The organism is Streptomyces sp. NPDC058289, assembly GCF_042880975.1.
GTDB lineage: Bacteria > Actinomycetota > Actinomycetes > Streptomycetales > Streptomycetaceae > Streptomyces > Streptomyces stoeckheimensis.
In genome coordinates this window covers 1-23194 of sequence record NZ_JBHVYI010000040.1, presented here as the reverse complement: position 1 = coordinate 23194, position 23194 = coordinate 1, and the positions used below count along the sequence as shown (strand labels likewise).

Below are 23194 nucleotides of genomic sequence, written 5' to 3'. Positions count from 1 at the left end.
CGGCGCGGCAGCAGGACTCGGCTGCTGCCGCGCCGTCTCCCGAAGCGCCGTCCCCGACCGAGCCGGAACCTGTGTGTGAGGAGTGTTGGTGCTTACGGTCTCCCTTGTCGGTGCGGGGCCGCGCGGTTTCGCGGTCCTGGAGCGGCTCTGTGCCAACGAGCGCAAATCCCCGTCCCACCGAGCGGTGACTGTGCACGTCGTCGAGCCGCACGCACCGGGCCCCGGACGGGTGTGGCGCACCGAGCAGCCGCGCCAGCTGCTGATGAACACCGTGGCCTCGCAGGTCACCGTCTACACCGACCACAGCGTGCTGATGGACGGGCCCGTCGAGGAGGGGCCCAGTCTGTACGAGTGGGCGGCCGAGCTCGCCCGCAACGCCGAAGACCCCGGGGTGCAGGGCCGGTTCCCCGCCGAGGCGCTGGCCGAGGCACGTCGGCTGGGCCCGGACGACTACCCCACCCGCGCGTTCTACGGCGCCTACCTCGAGGACGCCTTCCGCGCGGTGACCGCGGCCGCGCCCGAGCACGTCGCCATCGTCGAGCACCGCACCCGGGCCGTGGCCCTGACCGACGGGGCCGGGTACGGCGGTCCGCAGACCCTGGAGCTGGCGGACGGCACGCGGCTCACCGGCCTGGACGCGGTGGTCCTCTCCCTGGGCCACGTGCCGGCCCGGCCCACCCGGGGCGAGAGCGCGCTCGCGCGGGCCGCCGCCGCACACGGGCTGACGTACATCGCCCCCTCGAACCCCGCGGACGTGGACCTGTCCGTGGTGGCGCCGGGCGAGACGGTCTTCGTCCGCGGCCTGGGCCTCAACTGCTTCGACGTGCTCGCGCTGCTCACCGAGGGCCGCGGCGGCACCTTCGCACGCGAGGGGGAGGCGCTGCGCTACCGGCCCTCGGGCCGCGAGCCGAAGATCGTCGCCGGCTCCCGGCGCGGTGTGCCGTACCACGCGCGCGGCGAGAACCAGAAGGGTCCGTACGAGCGCCACGAGCCGCGGCTGCTCACCCCGCAGGCCATCGACCGGATGCACCGGCGCGCGGTGGACGGCGAGCGGCTGCACTTCCTCACCGACCTGTGGCCGCTGATCGCCAAGGAGGTCGAAGGCGTCTACTACGGCGCCCTGCTGGCCGCCCGGGGGCGGGAGCGGCAGCGCGCATCCTTCGTCGAGCACTACCTCGCCGCGCCGGACTCCGAGTCCGAGGCCCGGCTCCTGGACTCCGCCGGCATCGCGCCGGAGGACCGCTGGGACTGGGAGACGCTGGCCCGGCCCTACCGCGACCGCGTCCTGCGCGACCGCGCCGACCACCGCGCCTGGCTCCTCGGCCACTTGGCCGAGGACGTGCGCCAGGCCCGGGCCGGCAATGTCCGCGGCCCGCTGAAGGCGGCCCTGGACGTCCTGCGCGATCTGCGCAACGAGATACGCCTGGCGGTCGACCACGGAAAGCTTGAGGGCGCCTCCTACCGGGACGACCTCCAGAGCTGGTACACCCCGCTCAATGCGTTCCTGTCCATCGGGCCGCCCGCCTCGCGCATCGAGGAACTGATCGCGCTGATCGAGGCCGGAGTCGTGGAGGTCATGGGCCCCGGCGTGCAGGTGCACGCACCGTCCGCGGTCACGGTCACGGTCACGGTCACGGCCGCGGACACGGACACGTCCACGGACACGTCCGCGGACGCGGAATCGGACCGGGCCGCGGACCCGGCCGCGGGCGTCGGTGCCGGCGCGGCTCCGGCGGTGTTCACGGTCACCTCCGACGTCGTACCCGGGCCCCCGGTGGCGGCCACGGCCCTCATCGAGGCCCGGCTGCCGGAGCCGGACCTGCCGCGCACCGCGGAGCCGCTGCTGCGGGACCTGCTGGAGAGCGGGCAGGCCGCCCGCCACCGCATCGAGGGCGCCTGCGGCACCGCGTACGAGACCAAGGGCCTGGCCGTGACCGAGCGCCCCTACCGGCTCGTCGACGCCGGGGGCCGGGCCCACCCGCGCCGCTTCGCCTACGGCGTGCCCACCGAGGCGGTGCACTGGGTGACCGCCGCCGGAAGTCGCCCCGGGGTCAACTCCATGACGCTCGGCGACGCGGACGCCATCGCCTGCGCCGTGCTCGCCCTGTCCGGCGCCCCTCGGACGGCCCGTCCGCCCGGACGGTACCGGCACGCGCCCACCGATCCCGTCGAGGTGAACGCATGACAGCCGACGACCGAGCGAGCGTGCCGGACGCGGAGCCGGCCGGGTGCGGCCCCGACTCCGGACTGCTGTCCCCGGTCCGGGCCGGCACGCCCGCCGAGGCCGTCACCTCCGACCTGGCCTGGCTGCAGGCCATGCTCGACGCGGAGGCGGCCCTCGCCCGCGCCCAGGCGAAGGTCGGCAGCGTGCCCGCGGAGGCGGCCGCCGTCATCAGCCGCGCGGCGCGGGCCGAACGGCTGGACGTGCGCGCACTCGCGCTGGTCGCGCGCGAGACCGCGAACCCGGTGGTCGGACTGGTCCGGGAACTCACCCGGCTGGTCGCCGCCGAGTCGCCGGAAGCCGCCGAGTTCGTCCACCACGGCTCCACCAGCCAGGACGTCTTCGACACCGGCGCCATGCTGGTCGCCGACCGCACGCTGCGGCTGATCCGCGCGGACCTGGAACGGGCCGCCGAAGCCCTGGCGGACCTCGCCGCCCGGCACCGTGACACCGTCATGGCGGGCCGCACCCTCGCCCTGCACGCCGTACCCACCACCTTCGGCCTGAAGGCGGCCGGCTGGCGCAGGCTGCTGCTGGACGCCCGGGACCGGGTGGCCGCCGTACTCGGCGGAGGCCTGCCCGTATCGCTGGGCGGAGCCGCCGGCACCCTCGCCGGATACCTGGAGTTCGCCGCGCCCGGGGAGGGCGGCAGCTACGACGGCTACGGCGACTACGCAGACCGGCTCCTGGACGCCTACGCCGCCGAGACCGGCCTGGCCCGCCCGCCGCTGCCGTGGCACGCGCTGCGCACCCCGATGGCCGACCTCGCCGCCGCCCTCGCGTTCGTCACGGGCGCCCTGGGCAAGATCGCCGTGGACGTGCAGTCGCTGACCCGGACCGAGGTCGGAGAGGTCTCCGAACCCGCGGTGGAAGGGCGCGGCGCGTCCTCGGCGATGCCGCACAAGCGCAACCCGGTCCTGGCCACCCTGATCCGCAGCGCCGCACTCCAAGTGCCCGTGCTGGCAGCCGGAGTGACGCAGTGTCTGGTCTGCGAGGACGAGCGCTCGGCCGGGGTGTGGCACGCCGAGTGGCAGCTGCTGCGCGAGTGCCTGCGGTTGGCCGGCGGCGCCGCGCACACCGCCGTGGAACTGGTCGAGGGGCTGGTCGTACGGCCCGAACGGATGCGGGAGAACCTGATGCTGACGGGAAGCCAAGTGGTCTCGGAGCGGGTGTCGGCGGTCCTGGCGCCCCGGATAGGCAAGGCCGAGGCGAAGGAACTGCTGACCCGGGCCTCGGCCGAGGCGGACCGCACCGGCGGCTCGCTGGCCGACATCCTGGGCGCACTTCCCAAGGTGAAGCGGCACCTCACGGACGCCCAGATCGTCCGCCTGCTGGATCCGGCGGGGTACACCGGCGCCGCACCGGCCCTGGTGGACCAGGAACTGGCCCGCGCCGGCGGGGTCCCGCACGCGCAGGCGCAGTAGGCAGGGCCGCGCCGGGTCCTCCCGGCGACGCGAAGAAGCCCCGGCCGGGGGCGGACGACCTTCGGGGTCGCGTCCTCGGCCGGGGCTCCGTCGTTCCCGCGGGCCGCCGGGCGACGAGTTTCGGCCAGTGCGCCTCCGCGGGGCCCGTCGCGGGCCCCTGCGCCCCAATCCGCACGGCTAAAGATCCAGGCGAAACACCTCGGTGAAAGGTCCGGTCGAATGGTCCGGTCGAAAGGTCCCGGGGAAGGCAAGTCACCGCCAAGCCAGTAGCAAGCGCCATACGCGATGTTGGGGAACGTACACGCTGTGAGGGCAGCAGAAAATTCTCTACATCAGAGAGATAGATGCCAGGTATGCCAATTCTATGTAAGCCTTCGGTGAGCGTGCCGGAACACATCATCACGATGGAAGACACTCTGGCATTCGCCAGGGAAGCGCACGCGGGCAAGCCGCAGCTTCCGCTGGCCCTTCGACTGATAGAGAACACGGGGGTGCGCAAGCGTCACCTGGTCCAGCCGATCGAAAAGACGCTGCGCCACCCCGGTTTCCAGGAACGCAATCGCATCTACGAGATCGAATCGAAGAAGCGGTGCCCGGAAGTCATAGAAAAGGCCCTGGAGAACGCGGGCCTGGTGGCGACGGACATCGACGCGATCATCTACGTCTCGTGCACCGGGTTCATGATGCCCTCGCTCACCGCGTGGCTGATCAACGAGATGGGATTCCGCTACGACACGCGGCAGCTCCCCATCGCGCAGCTCGGCTGCGCCGCGGGTGGTGCGGCGATCAACCGCGCCCACGACTTCTGCGTGGCACATCCCGAGAGCAACGTCCTGATCGTCTCCTGTGAGCTGTGCTCGCTGTGCTACCAGCCCGATGCCGACGACGTCGGTTCGCTGCTGTCGGACGGGCTGTTCGGTGACGCGGTCGCGGCCGCGGTGGTGCGGGGCAGCGGTGGCGCCGGCGTTCTGCTGGAGCGCAACGCCTCCTACCTCATTCCGAACACCGAGGACTGGATCTCGTACTCCGTCCGCGACACCGGATTCCACTTCCAGCTCGATCGCCGCGTGCCCGGAACGATGGAACCGATCGCTCCGGTGCTGGGCGACCTGGCCGCGCTCCACGGCTGGGACATCGGCGATCTGGACTTCTACATCATTCACGCCGGCGGCCCCCGCATTCTGGACGACCTCGCCAAGTTCCTGAACGTGGACCGGACGGTGTTCCGGCACAGCTGGTCCACGCTGACGGAATACGGGAACATCGCCAGTGCGGTCGTGTTCGACGCCCTTCGCCGGCAGTTCGAAGAAGCCGAGCGGCTGTCGGCGGGATCCACCGGTGTGATTGCCGGATTCGGTCCCGGAATCACGGCCGAAATGGTTCTGGGGAGCTGGGTTCCGGCGGCCCCGCAGCACGTGGAAGCGAAGCCGGCCGTCGCGTCGGTGCCGCGTCAGCTCTCGGGAAGCATGGTGGGGACGGCATGACCAACGGCCAGCCGACGTCGGATCGGATCATGCGGCTCATCACCGGGTACTGGGCGACCGGCATCCTGGGCACCGCGGCGAGCCACTCCCTGTTCACCCACCTGGAGGACGGCGCGACCTCCGCCGCCCACCTGGCCGACCGCGCCGGGATCTCCGAGCGGGGCGCGCAAGCCCTCCTCGACGGCCTGATCAGCATCGGCCTGGTCGAGCTGGACGGCGGCGACTACCGCAACACCGCCGAGGCGTCCGCTTTCCTGGTGGAGGGCCGCGCCGAATCGCTGAGCGGGTTCGCCAAGCTCAAGATGGGCCACATGGGCAGCCTTTCGGTGCTTCCCGAGGTCGTCCGCGCAGGCGGCCCGCTGACGGACGCCGTGGTGGAGGTGGCCGACAACCCGCACTGGGAGCAGCTCGTCCAGGCCATCGCCGCGCAGTCGGTTCCCGTAGCGAAGATCGCCGCCGAGACGCTGCGGCTGTCGGAGGCCGGGGAGATCTCGATCCTCGACATCGGCGGCGGCTCGGGCATCTGTTCCGGCATCTGGCTGGAATTGAACCCCGACGCGCGCGCGACCCAGCTCGACTGGGAGCCGATCAACTCGATCGCCCGCCGGCTGCTCACCGAGCGGGGCGTGGCCGATCGCGTCAGCTACGTCGACGGGGACTTCCACACCACCGGGTTCGGCGACTCCGCGCACGACATCGTGATGTACTCCAACATCGCCCACCAGGAGGGGCCGGAGGACAACATCGCGATCTTCGCCAAGGCGCGCGGTGCCCTGAAGCCCGGCGGTACGCTGGTCGTCTCCGACTACATCGTCGAGGACGACCGCAGCGGCCCCCCCTTCGCGTTGACCTTCGCCTCGGAAATGCTGCTCAAGAGCAGGCACGGGGGCACCTGGAGCAGGGCGGATTACCACGCCTGGCTCACTAAGGCCGGCTTCGGCGAAATCACCTTCCAGAGCACGCCTTCGCCGACCACGTTGATCTTCGCGCGGTAGTCGAGGGCCCTAATGCGGAGCGCCGGTCGGAGGGGAAGCGGAATGAACCCCACCCCGGCGCTCCGAGCATGATCAGTGACGAGCAGAACGTCGTCGCGCGGGGAGTGCGGGATTCCGAACGTTGCGCGGATCTACCTGTCCGGCATATGCCTTCCGGCTGGCTAAAGTTCAACTCACCAGATTTTCAACGGGGGTTGTCATTCTTGATCGCCATGCTGGATCCTTCCTGGTGCAGAGGTGACGACTCTCGTCATCCGGCCTGAGGCCGGGACGTACGCATCTTTCGGGGGAGCTTGATGAGTACAGAGGCAGTGAACGAAGAAATTGATTTCGGCGTGTTGACCGCAGACCTCAGGGGCGGCGGTAGACGTGGTACGGACATTGTCGTAGGACAGCGATTGGGAGGTAGTACCAGGAGCACCCGGAGCGTCGCCGAGCTGGAGCGGGAAGTGCGGGAACTCCGCCAGGCGAACGAGACGCTGAAGATGTACTTCACGATGGCGCTGGAGCTCGACCTCCAGTCCCCGCCCCCCGCCGCCGTGTTCGAGATGGCCCGCGAGCGGGCTGGTGCGCACGCCGTCGCGCCCCAGCCCCCCGCTCCGCGGCCGCACGGCGGCGTCCGGTGGGCACAGGAGGACCCGGAGGAGGCCCGGGACGTACCGCCGACCAAGGTCGAGTTCCGGGTACTGGGTCCGATCGAGGCGACCATCGGCGGACGCTACGTGGACCTCGGGGCCACGAAGCAGCGGGCGGCGCTCACCCTGCTGGTCAGCCAGGTGGGCCAGCCCGTATCGGTGGACGTGCTCGTGGAAGCGCTCTGGGACGGTCAGCCGCCGCAGTCGGCGATCTCCTCGCTGCACGCCTACATCGCCAACCTGCGCCGGGTGCTGGAGCCGGACCGCGCGCCGCGCAAGCCCGCGAAGGTACTGCGCACCCGGGGCCGCGGCTACTTACTCGACAGCAGTGTCGTCGACGTGGACGCCCACCGGTTCGGCAAATGCGCGACCGCCGGCTGGCAGGCACTGGACCGGTGTGACCCGCAGCGGGCCCTCGACGAGTTCGAGGCCGGCCTCGCCCTGTGGCGCGGGGAGGCGTACGCGGAAGTCTCCGATGCCACCCACGTGTCGCCCGAGGTGGTGCGCCTGGAAGAACTGCGCCTCTCGGTGGTCGAAGGCCGCTGCGCGGCACTGATCGCCGTGGGCGCCCACGAAGTGGCCGTCTCGGAACTGGCGGGCTTCACCCAGTCCCATCCGCTGCGCGAATACGGCTGTGAACTCTTCAGCCTGGCCCTGTACCGGGCCGGACGTCAGGCCGACGCGCTCTCGGTGCTGCGGATGCACCAGCGGCGCATGGCCGAGGACCTGGGCATCTCGTCGAGCCCCGCGCTCCAGCGCCTCGAGGTCGAGATCCTGCGCCAGGCCCCGACCCTGGACTGAGCGGAGGCAGTCCGGCCTCAGATCGAGGCCAACTCGGCACCGAAACCGGGTACTTCACCCGACCGCGCCCTGCGTCGCCCTGTCCGGCGGCGCAGGGCGCGGGCCGCCGGCAGCAGGGTGCACAGGGCCGAGAGCGCGGCGCAGACACCGGCGACGGCGCCCATCGCGAGCCAGGGGACCACCACCGGCGAGTCGACGCCGAGGACCGCGAGGGCCGCGCGCATGCCCGCCAGGTTGACCGCGGTGACCGCCGTCCCGAGGACGGCGCCGACCGCGGCCGCAAGCAAGGATTCGGCCGTCGTCACCGCGAGGACCTGGCCCCGGGTGGCCCCGGCCAGCCGGAGCAGGCGCAGGTCGCCGGCCCGGTCGGAAGTGGCCATCAGCAGGGTGTTGGCCAGCGCGATCGCCGTGTAGGCCAGGGCGATGCCCAGGACCAGGACGTAGCCGAGCACCGTGAAACGGTTCGTGCGCGGGTGCGTCGCCGTCAGCCACTCCTCTTTGGTCTGGGCCGTGGCCCCGTAACGGGCCGCCGCCGCGCGGACCGCGGCCGCCGCGGACGCAGGTGCCCTGACCTCGATGCGCGAGACCTCGGCGCCGGGCGCGTTGCGCGGGGTGACGTAGGCCCCGTTGTTGCCGGTGCCCGTCCGCATCACGGCCACGATCCGCAGCCGGGCGGCGGTGCCGTCCGCCCGCCACAGCGGTACCGAGTCACCCACCCGGTGCTGCCACCACTCCTCCGTGACGATGATGCCGCCGTCGTCCAGGTCCGCGACCGAGCCCGCGACCACCGGCAGCCGGGAGACCTCCGCCAGCGCCGCCGGGTCGACCGCCGAGGCCTCCGTCGGCACCTTCACGAACCCCTCCTCCAGCACCGTCAGCCTGGTGTCGGCCACCGCGAGGACGCTCGCCGCCGGGACGCCGGCGATCCCCGCGGAGTACGGCAGCCGCCCGCCCGTCAGTACGTAGTCCGCGCCGGTCCGGGCACGGGCCTCCACCGTCTTCGCCCCGGTCAGGGTCGAGGCCGCGCCCAGCAGCGATCCGGTCAGCGCGACCATCACCAGCACCGGCGCCGCCACCGCGGCCGTCCGGCGGATCCCGGCGGCGGCGTTCGCCCGCACCAACCGGCCCGCGTAGGAGGTCAGCCGGACCGGGAGCCACATCAACAGCCGTACGACGGGCCGTACGAGCACCGGAGCCAGCATCCCGCACGCGGAGATCAGCAGCATCGGCTGCACGGTGTACGTCTTGCGCTTGAGCAGCTCGCCCGGGTCCGACCCGAGCCGCCACCCCACGAAGGCGACCGCGGACAGCAGCAGCCCGCCCCCGGCCACCCAGCGCCCCGGAGTCATGGGCCGCTCGTCGGTCACGGCCTCGCGCAGCGCCTCCAGCGGACCGACCCGGCCCGCCCGCCGGGAAGCGGCGTACGCACCCGACAGCGCGACCAGCAGCCCGGTCCAGAACGCCGTCTGCAGCGGCCAGGTCTGGTCGCCGATCGCGTACCCGGCGGGCGCCAGCCCCTGCGTCACCGTCCAGCGGGCCATCAGCGGTGCGCCCGCCAGGCCCAGGACGATCCCGGCCGCCGACCCGGCCAGCCCGACGGCCGCCGCCTCCGTCATCACGAGGCGCCGCAGCTGGCCCGGCGTCGACCCGGCCAGCCGCAGCAGCCCCAGCTCGCGCCGCCGCGCGGCCACGGCGTACGAGAAGGTCGACGCCACCACGAAGGCCGCGACGAACGAGCTCACCCCGCCCGCGGTGCCCAGCATCGAGTTGAGGCCCACCACATCAGCCCCCGCCGGCAGCGCCGCCGAAGCGGCGAGCCCCAGCCCCATGACGGTCATCAGCGCGACCCCCAGGGCCACCGCCACGAACGTTCCCACCTGTGTCATCCAGCGCCGCCGCAGCGACCTCAACGCGATCTTCAGCATGGTTCCCAGCCAACCTGCCGCCCGGCCCCCGGTCAGCGGGGCAGGGGCGAGTCCCGGGGGTATGGCCAGCCCTACCGCGCCGCCCGCGCCCGCCGCCTACGGTGGACGCATGCCGCTCTCCCTCCCCGTCCCGGGCCGGTACCTGCGCACCGCCCGGCCGTGGCGCGCCGCCGCCTACCTGCTCACCGGCGGCATCACCGGCGCGCTCGCGTTCACCGTGCTGACCCTGCTCGCCGTGTCCGGGGCGGCGCTCGCCGTAATCCTCGTGGGGCTCCCGCTGCTCGCCGCGCTCGCGCTGGCCGGCGTACCGTTCGCGGCCGTCGAGCGCCGCCGGCTGCGGCTGGTGGACCCCGGCTCCGCGCCCCTGCCCGACCCGCACCGCGATCCGGACCGTACGGGGCTCGCGGCGTGGGCCCGCACCCGCTTCCGCGAGCAGGCGACCTGGCGGGAACTGGGCTACGCGGTGCTCGCCGCCACCCTGTTGTGGCCGCTGGAACTGCTCGCCGTCGGCGCCGCGCTCCTCCTGCCCGCCGACCTCCTGGCGACGCCGGTCCTGCTCGCCCTCGACGGGCAACAGGCCAACCCCCTCAAGATCCACGGCATCACCGGCTACCCCGAGGCCCTGCTGTGCGCGGTCGTCGGCCTGCTCCTCCTCCCGCTCTTCCTCTACGGGATCGGCGCGGCGGCGGCGGCCCGCGCGGCCCTGGCCCGGCTGATGCTGGGCCCCGGCCCCGGCGACCTGGCCGTCAAAGTCACCGAGCTGACCAGCTCACGGGCTCGGCTGGCGGCCGCCTTCGACGCCGAACGGCGGCGCATCGAACGGGACTTGCACGACGGAGCGCAGCAGCGGCTCGTCGCACTGTCCATGACCCTGGGCCTGGCCCGGCTCGACGCCCCGCCCGGCAGCCCGCTCGCCGCGCAACTCGCCGCCGCGCACGCCGAGGCCGGGATCGCGCTGACCTCGCTGCGCGAGCTCGTGCACGGCATCCACCCGCAGGTGCTCAGCGACCGGGGCCTGCCCGACGCCGTCGCCGACATCGCCGACCGCTCGCCGATCCCGGTCGAAACCGACTTCGACCTCCCCGGCCGGCTGCCCGAACAGGCCGAGTCCGCCGGGTACTTCTTCGTCAGCGAGGCCCTGGCCAATGCGGCCAAACACAGCGGGGCGGCCCGCATCACCGTCACCGGCCGGCACGACGGGACGCGGCTCACGGTGGAGGTGGCCGACGACGGCCGTGGGGGAGCGGACGCGGGGCGGGGGAGCGGACTCACGGGGCTCGCAGACCGGGTGTCCGTCGTGGACGGCAGACTGACCCTGACCAGTCCTCCCGGAGGCCCGACCCTGCTGCGTGTGGAGATCCCTTGCGTTCCGAAGGCACCGAAGACCCCGAAGGCGCCGAAGCCACCGAAGCCACCGAAGCCCACGAGTACACCGAAGACCCGGTGAACCCGTCAGCCCCCGCGGGAGCCGTCCGGCAGCCCCTGCGCGTGGTCCTCGCCGAGGACTCCGTGCTGCTCCGCGAGGGGCTCGTCGGCCTGCTCGCCCGCTTCGGCCACCGCACGGTGGCGGCCGTCGGCGACGCGGCCGCGCTCGAAGCGGCCGTCGCCGAGCACCGGCCGGACATCGTCGTCACCGACGTGCGGATGCCCCCGGACCACACCGACGAGGGGCTGCGGGCGGCCGTGCGGCTGCGCGAGACCCGGCCGGACCTGCCCGTCCTGGTCCTCTCCCAGTACGTGCAGCGTTCGTACGCCGCCGAGCTGCTCGACTCCGGCGACGGGACGGCCGTCGGGTACCTGCTCAAGGACCGCGTCGGGCAGGTGGAGGAGTTCCTCGACGCGGTCGCGCGGGTGGCGGCCGGCGGGACCGTGGTCGATCCCGAGGTGGTGCGCCGGCTCATCAGCCGCCGGCGCGACCCCCTGGAACGGCTGACGGCCCGTGAGCGGGAGGTCCTCGCCCTGGTCGCCGAGGGGCACTCCAACGCCGAGGTGTCACGCCGGCTCACCGTCTCGGAGGCGGCGGTGGGCAAGCACATCGGGAACATCCTGATGAAGCTCGACCTGCCCCCGGCGCAGGAATCCCACCGCCGGGTCCTCGCCGTCCTGGCCTACCTGCGCGGCTGACGGAACCCGCCGACAGAACGCGCCGACAGAACCCGCCGACGCAACCCGCCTGCGGGTCAGAAGCCGCGGACCGAGGCCACCGTGAACGCGGTCGGCGCACCGCCGGCCGAGGGCATCGGCCCGCCCTCCCTGTCGAACTGGGACCGGATCACCAGCGTCCGCCCCGGCACCCGCACCAGCGTGGTCGGGATCTGGAGCGCGGGGTCCGTGACGGTGCGGACCAGGCGGGCCCGCGTGCCGTCGGCCGACACCTGCCAGCGGCTCAGGGTGTTCCGCGTGTTCTGGGCCGCGCGCAGCACCCCGCCGGGGGCGAGGTCGAGGCCGTCGGCGGTCTTCAGGTCACCGCCGGTCAGGGCGACGCGGGACACCGCCCCGGAGGCCGGGTCGATGCGGTACAGATCGCCGGCCGTCATGTCGACGGTGAGCAGGAACCGCCCGGCCGGGTCCGCGGTGATGCCGTTGAGGCTGAAGCTGCCCGCCGGGGAGGGGGTGAGCCGCCCGCTCAGGTCGTACGCGGGCAGCAGCGGGCCGGAGCCGGCGGCGAGTTGCTCCGGGGTGACCCGGTAGACCACGGCGCGGACGCTGTCGGTGAGGTACGCGGTGCCGTCCGGGGTGACGGCCAGGTCGTTGAGGAAGCGCGGCCCGCTCCCCGGTATCTCGAAGTGGGCCACCCGGGCTCCCGAGCGGGTGTCGTAGACCGAGACGCCCGAGGTGGAGTCGGTCACCCAGAGCCGGCCGTGCCCGTCGACCCGCAGTCCGTTCGCGGTGTGGCGCCCGTCGGTGCCCGCGGGCAGGAAGACCTCCGCCGCGCCTGCGCCGGAGCGGGCCCGGTAGACGGTGCCGTTCGTGTAGGAGCCGACGTAGACCGTGCCGGAGCGGGGGTCGGCGGCTATGCCCTCCGGGAAGACCTGTTCGCCGGGCAGGGTGAAGGCCGTGGAGATCTCCGTACGGACTCCCCGGCCGGCGGGGGCGTCGCCGGCCGAGGCCGTGGCGGCGGGCGCCGATCCGAGGGTCAGGGCGGCGGTCAGGGCGAGCAGGGCGGCGGGCAGGGCCACGGGCGGAAACTTCTGCGCCGGCTTCTTCGTCATTGGACGTCCTCTTCTCTCTGGATGAGCACGAATGTAAGTTAGAGCTCTAATGCATGCAAGGGCTTTATGATGCGTGGATGACTTCCATGCCCGTCGAGCAGCGCATCGGCTCCTACCTCAAGCGCGCCGAGCAGGCGCTCGTCGGGGCCAAGAACGCGGCGGTGAAGCCGGCCGCAGTAACGGTTCCGCAGTACGCCGCCCTGCTCTGGCTCTCCGAGAAGCCCGGGATCTCCGCCGCCTCGCTCGCGCGCCTGTGCGGGGTGACGCCGCCGACCATGAACACCGTGCTGAAGAACCTCGCGGAGCGCGGACTCATCGAGCGGACCCCGCACGAACTGCACCGCAACGTCCTGGAGACCCGGCTCACCGACGAGGGGCGCTCCGTGATGGAGCTGGCCGACGCGGGGGCGGTGGTGGTGGAGCGGGCGCTGGCCGCCGAGTTCAGCGGCGAGGAGCGGGAGTTGCTGATCGGACTGCTCGGGCGGTGCGCGGGGGTCCTCGACGCGCTGAGGTGAGGTGCGCGGGATCCGGGATCAGGCGTGCGGCATCCGGGATGTGGGATCCGGAGATTCGGATCATGATTTTGCGCTGATTTGGAACTTTCCGGGGGATTCACACATCAGGACTAGGGGGAGCCCAGTCCCTTCTGTCCCGCAGGGGGCAGTCATGACCGTTCGGAGCGAAGTTCGTGCACCAGGACCCGCAGCGCCCGCGGCCCGATGACCAGCCGTACCAGCCCTACCCGTCGCACCCGTCGCCCCCGCCGTACCGGCAGGACCAGTCGTACCGAGCCGATGGCCACCCGGCGTACGGCAACGAGGCGTACGTCCCTCCGCACATACCCGAGCCCCCGCGGCGCTCCCGCCGCACCCGCTCCCGCCGCGTGCTGTGGACCAGCGCGGCCGTCGCGTTCGTGCTCGTCCTCGGCGGCGGTGGCTTCGCCGCCTGGAAGCTGGACTGGTTCTCCGGCAACGGCTCCTCGGTGAGCTTCGGCAAGACCCCGCCCCCCGCCGACACGGGGACGGCGCAGGGGAACCCGGGCCAGACCCCCGCGAGCCCGCCCGCGCCGACCGGCGACCCGGACGTACAGCAGGCGACCGGTCCGGCCTCCGAGTTCAAGCAGACCACCAAGCTCGACGACGGCACGATCATCGCCAAGACCCGCCTCAAGGGCGCCAAGTCCGGCTTCGAGGGCGACGTCTGGGTGTGGACGCCCAAGGAGTACGGCGAGGCGAAGTACGCGAAGAGCGGCTTCCCGGTGCTCATCGCGCTCCCCGGCGGCAACGGCTTCCCGAGCAACTACTGGTCCGACCGCAGCCTCGGCCTCCAGAAGGCCATCAGCGAGGGCGTCCAGGCCGGCACCAGCCTGCCGTTCATCGTGATCATGCCGGTGCTCAACCCGGACCCGAAGTACTACTACGACGGCTCCGACATACCCGGCCGGCCCAAGATGGGCACCTGGATCGCCGAGGACGTCCCGGACTTCACCCGCGCCAACTTCCGTACGTACAAGTCCCGCGACGGCTGGGCCTTCATGGGCTCCTCCTCCGGCGCCTTCGTCGGCATGAAGCAGGTCCTCCAGCACCCGGACAAGTTCAAGGCCGTGATCGCGAGCGGCGGCGAGATCGTCCCCGACTCCCCGTTCTGGAAGGGCCACCAGGCGGAGATGGACGCGAACAACCCCGAGAAGCTCGCCCAGAAGCTGATCGACGCGGGCGGTCCCGAGGTCTACATCAACTTCCAGATCGGGACCAAGGAGAGCGGCAAGGAGCGCATGACGCAGTTCCAGCAGAAGTACGCCAAGGGCCCGGTCAAGATGACCATCCGGGACATCCAGAACGGCGAGCACAACGGCTGGCACTACGTGCGCGGCATGAAGGAAGGCTCACTGGAATGGGTCAGCAAGGTCCTGAAGGGTCCGAAGCCCGAAACCGGCTGACCCGCGTGGCCCTCGACACGTCCACCCGTCCCAGGCAACCCATCCGGTCGTTCATACCTCTGTTATGGATGTAAGGGGGACCAAACGGTCCAACCCGCGCTCCCAGGGGGCGCCGGAGAAGGAACGGGAACGATCCGTGCACCAAGACCTGCAGGGTGACAGGGCCGCCACCACCGGGGACGGCGCGACCACGACCGAGAACGCCGCCACGAGCGGCGGCGCTGCCGGGGCCGGGGGAGCCGCCGGTCCCGGGGGCGGCCGCCCCAAGCGCCGGCTGCGCCTGATCCTGATCGGCAGCGGGCTCGGGCTCACCCTCCTGGCGGGCGGCGGGGCGGCCGCGTACCACTACGGCCTCTTCTCGGGCATAGGCGATCCCGTCTCCTTCGGGAAGTCCCGGACCGCGGCCTCCACCGCCTCCGACACCGATTCCGCACCCGGCGTACGCCTGCCCACCGGGCCGAAGGCCGCGTTCGTCCGGACCTCCCGGCTGCCGGACGGCACCCAGATCGCCAAGACCACCCTGACGGGCAAGAAGTCCGGGTTCACGGGCGACGTCTGGGTGTGGGTGCCGAAGGAGTACGACGATCCGGCGTACGCCGACAGCGCCTTCCCGGTCCTGATCTCCCTGCCCGGCGGCCGCGGCTACCCCACGAACTACTGGGGGACGGGCCCCGGCCTCGGCCTCCAGCAGGCCGTGAGCGACGGGGCGAAGTCCGGGAAGAGCCTGCCCTTCATCCTGGTCATGCCGGTGCACAACGCCGACACCAAGCACCACTTCGACGCCTCGGACATCCCCGGAGAGCCCAAGATGGGCACCTGGATGGTCGAAGACGTACCGGATTTCACGAAGGCCAATTTCCGGACCTTCACCTCCCGCGACGGGTGGGCCTTCATGGGCTCCTCGGCGGGCGGATTCGGCGCCTTCAAGCACGTCCTGAAGTACCCCGACCGCTTCAAGGCGGCCATCGCGAGCGGGGTCGACATCGTCCCCGATTCCCCGCTGTGGAAGGGAAACACGCAGGCCATGGACGAGAACAACCCCGAGAAGCTCGCCGCGAAGCTGATCGCGGCGGGCGGCCCGGACGTCTATGTGAACTTCCAGATCGGCACCGCGGAATCCGGCCGGGAGAAGGTCGAGCGCTTCATGACGGACTACGGCAAGGGTCCCGTGCACACCACGCTGCAGGTGATCCAGGATGGTGAGCACAACGGGAAGTCCTACGTACGCGGGATGAGGGAGGGCGCACTGGAGTGGATCAGCAAGGTGATGTCCGCACCCACCCCGAAGCCCCGGCCGGCCCCGAGCGGCGGCGCGAGCGGCGCCGCCCCGCGGTGAGCACCGGGCTCAAGGGGATCGTCTCGGCCGCCCTCGCAGGGGCCGCCGCGCTGCTCGCCGTGGTCTTCGTCAGCGACTCCGGCGGCTACGAGGAAGGCGGCGCGCTCCCCTTCCCCACCGTCGGCGTCCTCATGGCCAACGGCGAGCACTGGTGCACGGCCAGCGTCGTCGACAGCCCGCAGGGCAACGTCGTCGCCACCGCCGCGCACTGCGTGGCCCCCGCCGGTGAGGACGGGCGGCCGGGCGAGGCCGCGCACGACGGACTGGCCATCGGCGAGCTCGCCTTCGCCCCCGCCTTCTCCGGGGAGGGCTCCGGGCAGCGGCCGCTCGGCGTGTGGAAGGTGCGCTCCGTCCAGGTCGACGAGCGCTGGACGAAGTGGGGCGAGGACACCGCCGACTTCGCCTTCCTCACCGTCGAACCGGACGCGGACGGACGCAGCCTGCAAGAGGTCGTCGGACACGGCGAGGCCCCGAAGCCCGTCTGGACCTCCGGCTACGAGCGGGAGGTGACCGTCGTCGGCTATCCGCAGTCCGAGCACAACCCCGAGAACAAGCCCGTCGCCTGTACGACGCAGAGCCGGCACGACGAGGACGATCCCGCGATGCTCTACATCAACTGCTCGGGGTTCTGGACGGGGACGAGCGGCAGCCCGTGGATCGCCGATCGCGGCGGGCCGGGGCGGCCCGGGCAGCTCATCGGGGTGCTGAGCGGCGGGGACACGGACGTGGACTCCACGGCCGCACTGTTCGACGACCGGGCGAAGGCCCTGTACGAGCGGGCGGCGAAGCCTGCGGGCTGAGGGGCTGAGGGGCTGAGGGGCCGGGGGGCCGGGGGGCCGGGGGCGTCAGGCGCGGCGCTCGGTGCTCACGATCACGCACACCGCCGCCACGACGATCGCGCCACCGAGCAGGATCGGCCAGGTCAGGGCCTCGTCGAGGATGAGCCGGCCCAGGGCGACGGCCACGACCGGATTCACGTAGGCGTACGTGGCCACCAGCGAGAGCGGAGCCGCGCGCAGCAGCCACACGTACGCGGTGAAGCCGACGAGGGACCCGAACAGCACGAGGTAGCCGAGGGCCAGCCAGGACGCGGTGGAGTACGAGGTGAGGTCGAGCCCGTGCTGTTCGCCGCGGCACAGACCGACGAGGATCCCGCCGGTCCCGCCCGCGAGCATCTGGTACGCGCTGCCGGTGAAGGGGTTCGCGGGCAGGGTCAGCTTCGCCGCCGAGAAGGAGCCGAGCGACCAGCACACCGAGCCGGCCAGCACCAGGAGCACCCCGCCGAGCGCGATCTCCCCGCCGAGCCCCGGGCTGGTCAGGACGGCGAGCCCGCCGAGGCCCAGCAGCACCCCGGCCACGGTGCGGGGGGAGGGGCGGTCTCCGGAGCCGGCGCGCAGGACGACCAGCCACATCGGGACGGCGGCCACCAGGAGGGCGGCGAGTCCGGAGGGGATCGAGGTCTCGGCGAGGACGACGAGGCCGTTGCCGCCGAGCACCAGCAGCAGCCCGACCAGGACGGCGGAGCGCACCTGGGCGCCGGTGGCCTTGAGGGCGGCCGGGCCGTCGCGCCAGGCGACGAGGCCGGCCAGGAGGAGACCGGCGGTGATGAAGCGGGCCCCGGCGGAGAGGAACGGGGGCATGGTCTCCACGACGATGCGGATGCCGAGGTAGGTCGAACCCCAGACGACGTAGACGAGGGCGAGGGCGAACCAGACACGGGCCGTTGGGGTGCGCATGAGGCGGAGCCTATGTCGTTGGCCCCTGCACCCATCGAGGGGTCCCCGGACCGGGAAGCTCCGGTCGGCCGACCGCGGTCAGGCCGCCGGCGCCGCCATTCCCGTCTTGGCGCCCGCGCCGCAGAGCGGGACGACCGCGGTGCGCCCCTGGAGGGGGTCGTCGGGTGCGGCGGGCCCGACCGCGGCCCAGCAGGCGGCGGCCGTGGGCTCCACGAAGAGCCCGCGCCGGGCCAGGTCGAGCTGGGCCGCGCGGACCTGCTCGTCGGTGACGGTCAGGAAGGTCCCGCCGGACGCGCGGACGGCCGCCAGGATCTGGCGGGCCCGCGGCGGAGCCGGGATCGCGATCCCCTCGGCCAGGGTGGGGAGTTGGGGGACGGCTTCGGCGTCCTCGGCGCCCGCGTGGAAGGCGGAGGCCAGCGGGGCGACGGCCGCCGACTGGACGGCGATCAGCGTCGGCGGGCGGACCCCGCGGCGGGCCAGCTCCTCCACCGCCAGCGCGGCCCCGAGCAGCAGCGTGCCGTTGCCGACCGGGACGACGATCACCTCGGGCAGGTGGCCGCCCAGCGCCTCCCAGATCTCGTAGACGTACGTCTTGGTGCCGTGCAGGAAGTACGGGTTGAAGACGTGACTGGCGTAGAAGACCCCCGGCAGGTCGGCCGCCTCGCGGGCCGCCACCGCCGCCGCCTCGCGTCCGCCCGGCACCACCGTCACCGTCGCGCCGTGCGCGCGCATCTGCTCCGTCTTCTTCGCCGAGGTGCCCTCCGGCACGAAGACCTCGCAGCTCAGCCCGGCCCGTGCGCAGTAGGCCGCGAAGGCCGTACCGGCGTTGCCGCTGCTGTCGGCCACCACCCGCTGCGGCCCGAGCCGGCGCGCGACCTCCGCGAGCATCACCGCGCCGCGGTCCTTGAACGACAGCGTGGGCATCAGGAAGTCGAGCTTGGCGTGCACCCGCTCGGACAGGGGCACCAGCGGGGTGTTCCCCTCCGCCAGGGTGACGGCGAAGGCCCCGGTGAGCGGCAGTGCGGAGCCGTAGCGCCAGAGCGAGTGGGGCCCGGCCGCGGGATCCAGCACGGCGGCCGGGTCGGGGACGAAGTCGAGGTCCCACGGGCCGCCGCAGACCGGGCAGCACCACGGAGCCGTCCGCGCGTCGGCGCGGGTGCCGTCTTCTGCGCAGACGTAGCCGGGTAGTGCGTGCGTCATGTGCGGTGAGCCTTTGCTCGTTCATGGCCGAGGTATGGCACGGATGTTACGCGTTCGTTGTCCTCTTGTGGTGGGGCGACTCCGTGGGTCAACCTTTCGTCAGCGGCGCATCGTTGGGCCGAATTGATTGTCATGGTCATGGCTAAAAGCCATGCCCTGGCGACGGGCTCGACGGCCGCGCACCCCCCGCAGCGCACCACCTATGAGGAGGACACCTCACATGTCCGCGACGCGTCACACCCGCCGGAAGATCACCGGCATCGGAGCGACCGCCACACTGGCCCTCGCTCTCGGAGCCGCACTCGCGTTACCCGCCTCGGCGGCCCCGCTCGCCCCGCAGGGCGTCATCGAGAACGCCGGCGCGGAGGGCACCATCTCCGGCAGCTACATCGTGACCCTGAACGACTCCGCCGCCCGCTCCACCGCCGACAGCGGCAAGGCCGTGGCCAAGCGGTACGGCGCGAGGATCGACCGGACCTACAGCGCGGCCCTCAACGGCTACTCCATCGAGGTCTCCGAGGCGCAGGCCAAGAAGCTCGCCGCCGACCCGGCCGTCAAGTCGGTCGTGCAGAACCGGGTGTTCACCGTCGACACCACCCAGCCGAACCCGCCGTCCTGGGGCCTGGACCGGATCGACCAGGCGGCCCTGCCGCTGAACCAGAGCTACACCTACCCGGACAAGGCCGGCGAGGGCGTCACGGCGTACATCATCGACACGGGCGTCCGGAAGACCCACCAGGACCTCGGCGGCCGCGCCTCCGACGGCTACGACGCCATCGACAACGACAACACCGCCCAGGACGGCCACGGCCACGGCACGCACGTCGCCGGCACCGTCGCGGGCACCTCGTACGGCGTGGCCAAGAAGGCCAAGATCGTCGGCGTGCGCGTGCTCGACAACAACGGCTCCGGTACGACCGCCCAGGTCGTCGCGGGCATCGACTGGGTGACGCAGAACGCCGTCAAGCCGGCCGTGGCGAACATGTCCCTCGGCGGCAGCGCGGACTCCGCGCTGGACACCGCGGTGCGCAACTCCATAGCCAGCGGCATCACGTACGGGGTCGCGGCGGGCAACGAGTCCACCAACGCCAACACCAAGTCCCCGGCCCGCGTGGCCGAGGCGATCACCGTCGGCGCCACGACCAACACCGACGCCAAGGCGAGCTACTCCAACTACGGCGCGATCCTCGACCTCTTCGCCCCGGGCTCGAACATCACCTCCTCGTGGGGCACCGGCGACACCGCCACGAACACCATCTCCGGCACCTCGATGGCGACCCCGCACGTGGTCGGCGCCGCCGCCCTCTACCTGGCCGCCAACCCGACGGCCACCCCGGCCCAGGTCTCCACGGCCCTGGTGAACGCGGCCACGCCGAACGTCGTGACCAGCCCCGGCACCGGCTCCCCGAACCGGCTGCTCAACATCGGCACCTCCACCACCCCGCCGAACCCGGGCACCCGCTTCGAGAACACCGGCGACTACGCGATCGCCGACAACTCCACCGTCGACTCGCCGATCACCGTCAGCGGGATCTCCGGCAACGCCCCGGCCACGCTGAGCGTTTCGGTCGACATCAAGCACACCTACATCGGTGACCTGAAGGTCGACCTGGTCGCCCCCGACGGCACCCTGTACAACCTGCACAACCGCTCCGGCGGCAGCGCGGACAACATCATCAAGTCCGTCACGGTGAACGCCTCCTCCGAGGTGGCCAACGGCGTGTGGAAGCTCCGGGTCAACGACAACGCGAACATCGACACCGGAAAGATCGACTCCTGGGCGCTCCAGTTCTGACCCTGGCGCGGTAGGGACGCGATGAACCCGGCGGGGGCGGCCGTTTCGACGGCCGCCCCCGCTGCGTACTATTCGCGCATTCGTTCGCCCCCCTCCTGGAGCCCCGTGAGCACCCAGCCCCCGCACCACTGGCCCGCCCCGCCCCCGCAGGGGTACGCGTACGGGCCGCGCCCGCTCAACGGCTTCGCGCTCGCCTCCCTGCTCGTCGGGCTGCTCTGCTTCCCGCCGCTCGGCATCGTCTTCGCGATCGTGGCCCTCGTACAGATCGGGAAGAAGGGCGAACGGGGCAAGGCGCTCGCCGTCTGGGGGCTGGTGGTGTCGCTGGTGATGAGCCTCGCCGCCGTCGTGGCCGTCCCCGTGCTCGGACGGGCCTTGGACAGGCTCGACGAACGGAGCGGCTCCCGGCGTGCGGCGCAGCTCCGCGAGGACGTGGAGGGCACGCTCGTCGACGCCTCCGAACTGCGCGTCGGGCACTGCTTCAACGTCGCCGGCGGTGACCTGCTCGCCGAGGCGCCCCTCGTGTTCCGGATCGACTGCGCCGAGGTCCACGACGCGGAGGTCACCTCCGCGACCTCGATGAGCGAGCAGAGGTTCCCCGGGGTGGAGCAGATGAGGAGCACCGCCGCGAAGGACTGCTGGAGCGCGCAGGACGCGTACGCGATGGACACCTGGGCCCTGCCCGCGTACGCGGAGCTGTACTACTTCGCACCCTCGCGCCGCAGCTGGAGCGACGGGGACCGGCGGATCGTGTGCGTGATCGGCACCCCGGACCGGGACCACCGCGGCAGCCTGCGCAACGACGCGGGCATGCTGACGCCCGAGCAGGTGGCCTTCCTGAAGGTCATGAAGGGGGTGGACGAGGCGATGGGCGAGCAGCCGGACGAAGAGGTGGCCGACGATCTGCTCGGCTACCAGGCCTGGGCGTGGGAGATGGACAAGGCGCTGGGCGCCGAGTCGCGGTTCCTGGACACGGTGAAGGGGCGGCCGGAGCTGGCCGGTCCGGCCGGGGTGCAGCGGGAGCGGCTGGAGGTCGCACGGCTCGCGTGGCAGCAGGCGGAGCGGGCGAAGACCGAGGACGCGTTCCTGGACGCGTGGGACCGGGCGACCGCCGCGCTGCCGGTCGAGCTGGAGAAGGCGCTGCGCGGGGCGTACGGGCTGTCGACGACGGTTCCCGACTGGCTGGCGGGATCAGAGGGGGACGAGGGCGACGAGGGGGGCGGGTCGGGCCCGCCGGGCACCTCGCCCGGTCCCGCGCGGAGCCCTTCCCGGGAGTCCGCGTAACGCGTGTGACGCGTGGGTTTGAGTGACCTGCCTTCATCACTTCGGGTGAAACTCTGGCCCTTGCTTGCGATGGACAACCCTCGGTTGCCAGGGTGTAGCTGTCTGTCAACCTGATGGGAGTGGCCTGTGACTTTCGGCGAGCAGCCGGCCTATCTGCGCGTCGCCGGGGATCTGCGACGGAAGATCGTCGATGGGTCCCTGCCTCCGCACGCCCGGCTCCCTTCGCAGGCCCGGATCCGTGAGGAGTACGGGGTCTCCGACACGGTGGCCCTGGAGGCGCGCAAGGTCCTGATGGCGGAGGGCCTGGTCGAGGGCCGGTCCGGATCCGGCACGTACGTGCGAGAGCAACCCGTCCCGCGGCGCGTCGCCCGCTCCGGCTACCGCACCGGCGGGGTCTCGACCCCCTTCCGGCAGGAGCAGGCGGAGGTGGGCGCGCGCGGCACCTGGGACTCCAACAGCGAACAGGCCGCCGCCCCGGCCGACATCGCGAAGCGGCTCGGCATCGAGCCGGGCGAGCGGGTGATGCGGACGCGGTACGTCTACCGCGACGCGGGCGAGGCGATGATGCTGTCGACCTCCTGGGAGCCGCTGAGGGTGACCGGGCGGACGCCGGTGATGCTGCCGGAGGAGGGGCCGCTCGGGGGCGCGGGGGTCGTCGACCGGATGGCGGCGATCGACGTGGTCGTCGACAACGTGGTGGAGGAGGTCGGGGCGCGGCCGGGCCTGGCGGAGGAGAGCATGCTGCTCGGCGGGGTGCCGGGGCACGTGGTGCTGGTGATCGGGCGCACCTACTTCGCGTCCGGCCGCGCCGTGGAAACCGCGGACGTCATCGTCCCGGCCGACCGCTACCGCCTGGCGTACCACCTGCCGGTGAGGTAAACCCGGGGGGCGTGCCGGGCCCTGGGCGGGCGGCGGCCCCGGGGATGCGCTGACCTGCGCCCCGTGCGGCGCCGCTGCCGGGGACCAGCCCCCGGACCCCCGCTCCTCAAACGCCGGAGGGGCTGGATTCTGGCCGGCCTCGGCCCGTACGGTCGCGCAGCTCAGCCCTTCGCCCGGCGCGGGCCATCAGCCCGATCCAGCCCCTCCGGCGTTTGAGGAGCGGGGGGGGGCGGGGGGCGGGGGCCGGCCCCCGCCACCGCGGCGAGCCCGGACGCAACGGCGGAGCCCCCCCCACCCGACAGCGGCCCCGGGGGGCGCGGGGGGTAACCCC

At 72.5% G+C, this 23194-nt stretch carries 18 protein-coding genes; 14 read left to right on the top strand and 4 right to left on the bottom strand.

The genetic code is table 11. The features are described from left to right. The first annotated feature begins 85 nt into the window (after nucleotides 1-85). The 5 genes from ACFVX6_RS21340 to ACFVX6_RS21320 all read left to right on the top strand — a co-directional run bounded on the left by ACFVX6_RS21340 (nucleotide 86) and on the right by ACFVX6_RS21320 (nucleotide 7560). Complete coding sequence (locus tag ACFVX6_RS21340; protein WP_389693651.1) at nucleotides 86-2185, top strand: FAD/NAD(P)-binding protein; 2100 nt, start codon at nucleotides 86-88, stop codon at nucleotides 2183-2185. Further along, a complete protein-coding gene (gene pcaB / locus ACFVX6_RS21335; protein ID WP_389693649.1) occupies nucleotides 2182-3645 on the top strand; it encodes a 3-carboxy-cis,cis-muconate cycloisomerase in 1464 nt (487 codons plus the stop codon). Before ACFVX6_RS21340 ends, pcaB begins: the two co-directional genes overlap by 4 nt. A gap of 353 nt (nucleotides 3646-3998) precedes the next feature. Next, complete coding sequence (locus ACFVX6_RS21330) at nucleotides 3999-5129, top strand: type III polyketide synthase (RefSeq protein ID WP_389693722.1); 1131 nt, start codon at nucleotides 3999-4001, stop codon at nucleotides 5127-5129. Beyond that, on the top strand, nucleotides 5126-6124 hold the full coding sequence (locus ACFVX6_RS21325; RefSeq protein WP_389693647.1) for a methyltransferase: 999 nt from the start codon (nucleotides 5126-5128) through the stop codon (nucleotides 6122-6124). Before ACFVX6_RS21330 ends, ACFVX6_RS21325 begins: the two co-directional genes overlap by 4 nt. Nucleotides 6125-6522: 398 nt before the next feature. Then, the gene (locus ACFVX6_RS21320) at nucleotides 6523-7560 is read left to right on the top strand and encodes a BTAD domain-containing putative transcriptional regulator (RefSeq protein WP_389693645.1); all 1038 of its coding nucleotides are present in this window, start codon (nucleotides 6523-6525) and stop codon (nucleotides 7558-7560) included. A gap of 17 nt (nucleotides 7561-7577) precedes the next feature. On the opposite strand, the gene ACFVX6_RS21315 is transcribed toward ACFVX6_RS21320, so the two are convergent. Then, nucleotides 7578-9485, bottom strand: a complete 1908-nt coding sequence (locus ACFVX6_RS21315) for an FtsX-like permease family protein (protein WP_389693643.1) — start codon at nucleotides 9483-9485, stop codon at nucleotides 7578-7580. A gap of 109 nt (nucleotides 9486-9594) precedes the next feature. On the opposite strand from ACFVX6_RS21315, the gene ACFVX6_RS21310 reads away from it, so the two are divergent. Beyond that, nucleotides 9595-10932, top strand: a complete 1338-nt coding sequence (locus ACFVX6_RS21310) for a sensor histidine kinase (protein ID WP_389693641.1) — start codon at nucleotides 9595-9597, stop codon at nucleotides 10930-10932. Between the two features lie 35 nt (nucleotides 10933-10967). Continuing rightward, entirely contained in the window at nucleotides 10968-11609 is a 642-nt protein-coding gene (locus tag ACFVX6_RS21305; protein ID WP_385370357.1) for a response regulator, read from the top strand. A gap of 56 nt (nucleotides 11610-11665) precedes the next feature. Here ACFVX6_RS21305 and ACFVX6_RS21300 read toward each other — a convergent pair whose 3' ends face one another. Then, entirely contained in the window at nucleotides 11666-12697 is a 1032-nt protein-coding gene (locus ACFVX6_RS21300) for an SMP-30/gluconolactonase/LRE family protein (protein ID WP_389693639.1), read from the bottom strand. Nucleotides 12698-12774: 77 nt separating this feature from the next. On the opposite strand from ACFVX6_RS21300, the gene ACFVX6_RS21295 reads away from it, so the two are divergent. From ACFVX6_RS21295 to ACFVX6_RS21280, 4 genes are all read left to right on the top strand, one after another. Next, nucleotides 12775-13212, top strand: coding sequence for a MarR family winged helix-turn-helix transcriptional regulator (locus ACFVX6_RS21295; RefSeq protein WP_389693637.1), 438 nt, complete (start codon nucleotides 12775-12777; stop codon nucleotides 13210-13212). A gap of 173 nt (nucleotides 13213-13385) precedes the next feature. Continuing rightward, nucleotides 13386-14636, top strand: a complete 1251-nt coding sequence (locus ACFVX6_RS21290; RefSeq protein WP_389693635.1) for an alpha/beta hydrolase — start codon at nucleotides 13386-13388, stop codon at nucleotides 14634-14636. Nucleotides 14637-14910: 274 nt separating this feature from the next. Continuing rightward, nucleotides 14911-15972: an alpha/beta hydrolase gene (locus ACFVX6_RS21285; protein ID WP_389693720.1), complete on the top strand. Its 1062-nt coding sequence runs from the start codon at nucleotides 14911-14913 to the stop codon at nucleotides 15970-15972. Further along, on the top strand, nucleotides 15888-16772 hold the full coding sequence (locus ACFVX6_RS21280) for a trypsin-like serine peptidase (protein ID WP_389693633.1): 885 nt from the start codon (nucleotides 15888-15890) through the stop codon (nucleotides 16770-16772). The genes ACFVX6_RS21285 and ACFVX6_RS21280 overlap by 85 nt, the downstream gene beginning before the upstream one ends. Before the next feature lie 45 nt (nucleotides 16773-16817). Here the strand turns inward: ACFVX6_RS21280 and ACFVX6_RS21275 are convergent, their stop codons facing one another. Next, nucleotides 16818-17708 (bottom strand): EamA family transporter, encoded by an 891-nt coding sequence (locus ACFVX6_RS21275; protein WP_389693631.1) that lies wholly within the window; start codon nucleotides 17706-17708, stop codon nucleotides 16818-16820. 78 nt (nucleotides 17709-17786) lie between these two features. Then, complete coding sequence (locus ACFVX6_RS21270; RefSeq protein ID WP_389693629.1) at nucleotides 17787-18908, bottom strand: pyridoxal-phosphate dependent enzyme; 1122 nt, start codon at nucleotides 18906-18908, stop codon at nucleotides 17787-17789. A 220-nt stretch (nucleotides 18909-19128) separates the two neighbouring features. On the opposite strand from ACFVX6_RS21270, the gene ACFVX6_RS21265 reads away from it, so the two are divergent. The 3 genes from ACFVX6_RS21265 to ACFVX6_RS21255 all read left to right on the top strand — a co-directional run bounded on the left by ACFVX6_RS21265 (nucleotide 19129) and on the right by ACFVX6_RS21255 (nucleotide 22863). After that, entirely contained in the window at nucleotides 19129-20703 is a 1575-nt protein-coding gene (locus tag ACFVX6_RS21265; protein WP_389693627.1) for a S8 family peptidase, read from the top strand. A 105-nt stretch (nucleotides 20704-20808) separates the two neighbouring features. Continuing rightward, nucleotides 20809-21984 carry a septum formation family protein gene (locus ACFVX6_RS21260; RefSeq protein ID WP_389693625.1) on the top strand — a complete coding sequence of 392 codons (1176 nt, stop codon included), beginning with the start codon at nucleotides 20809-20811 and terminating at the stop codon, nucleotides 21982-21984. 126 nt (nucleotides 21985-22110) lie between these two features. Further along, nucleotides 22111-22863, top strand: a complete 753-nt coding sequence (locus tag ACFVX6_RS21255; RefSeq protein WP_389693623.1) for a GntR family transcriptional regulator — start codon at nucleotides 22111-22113, stop codon at nucleotides 22861-22863. Nucleotides 22864-23194: the final 331 nt, after the last annotated feature.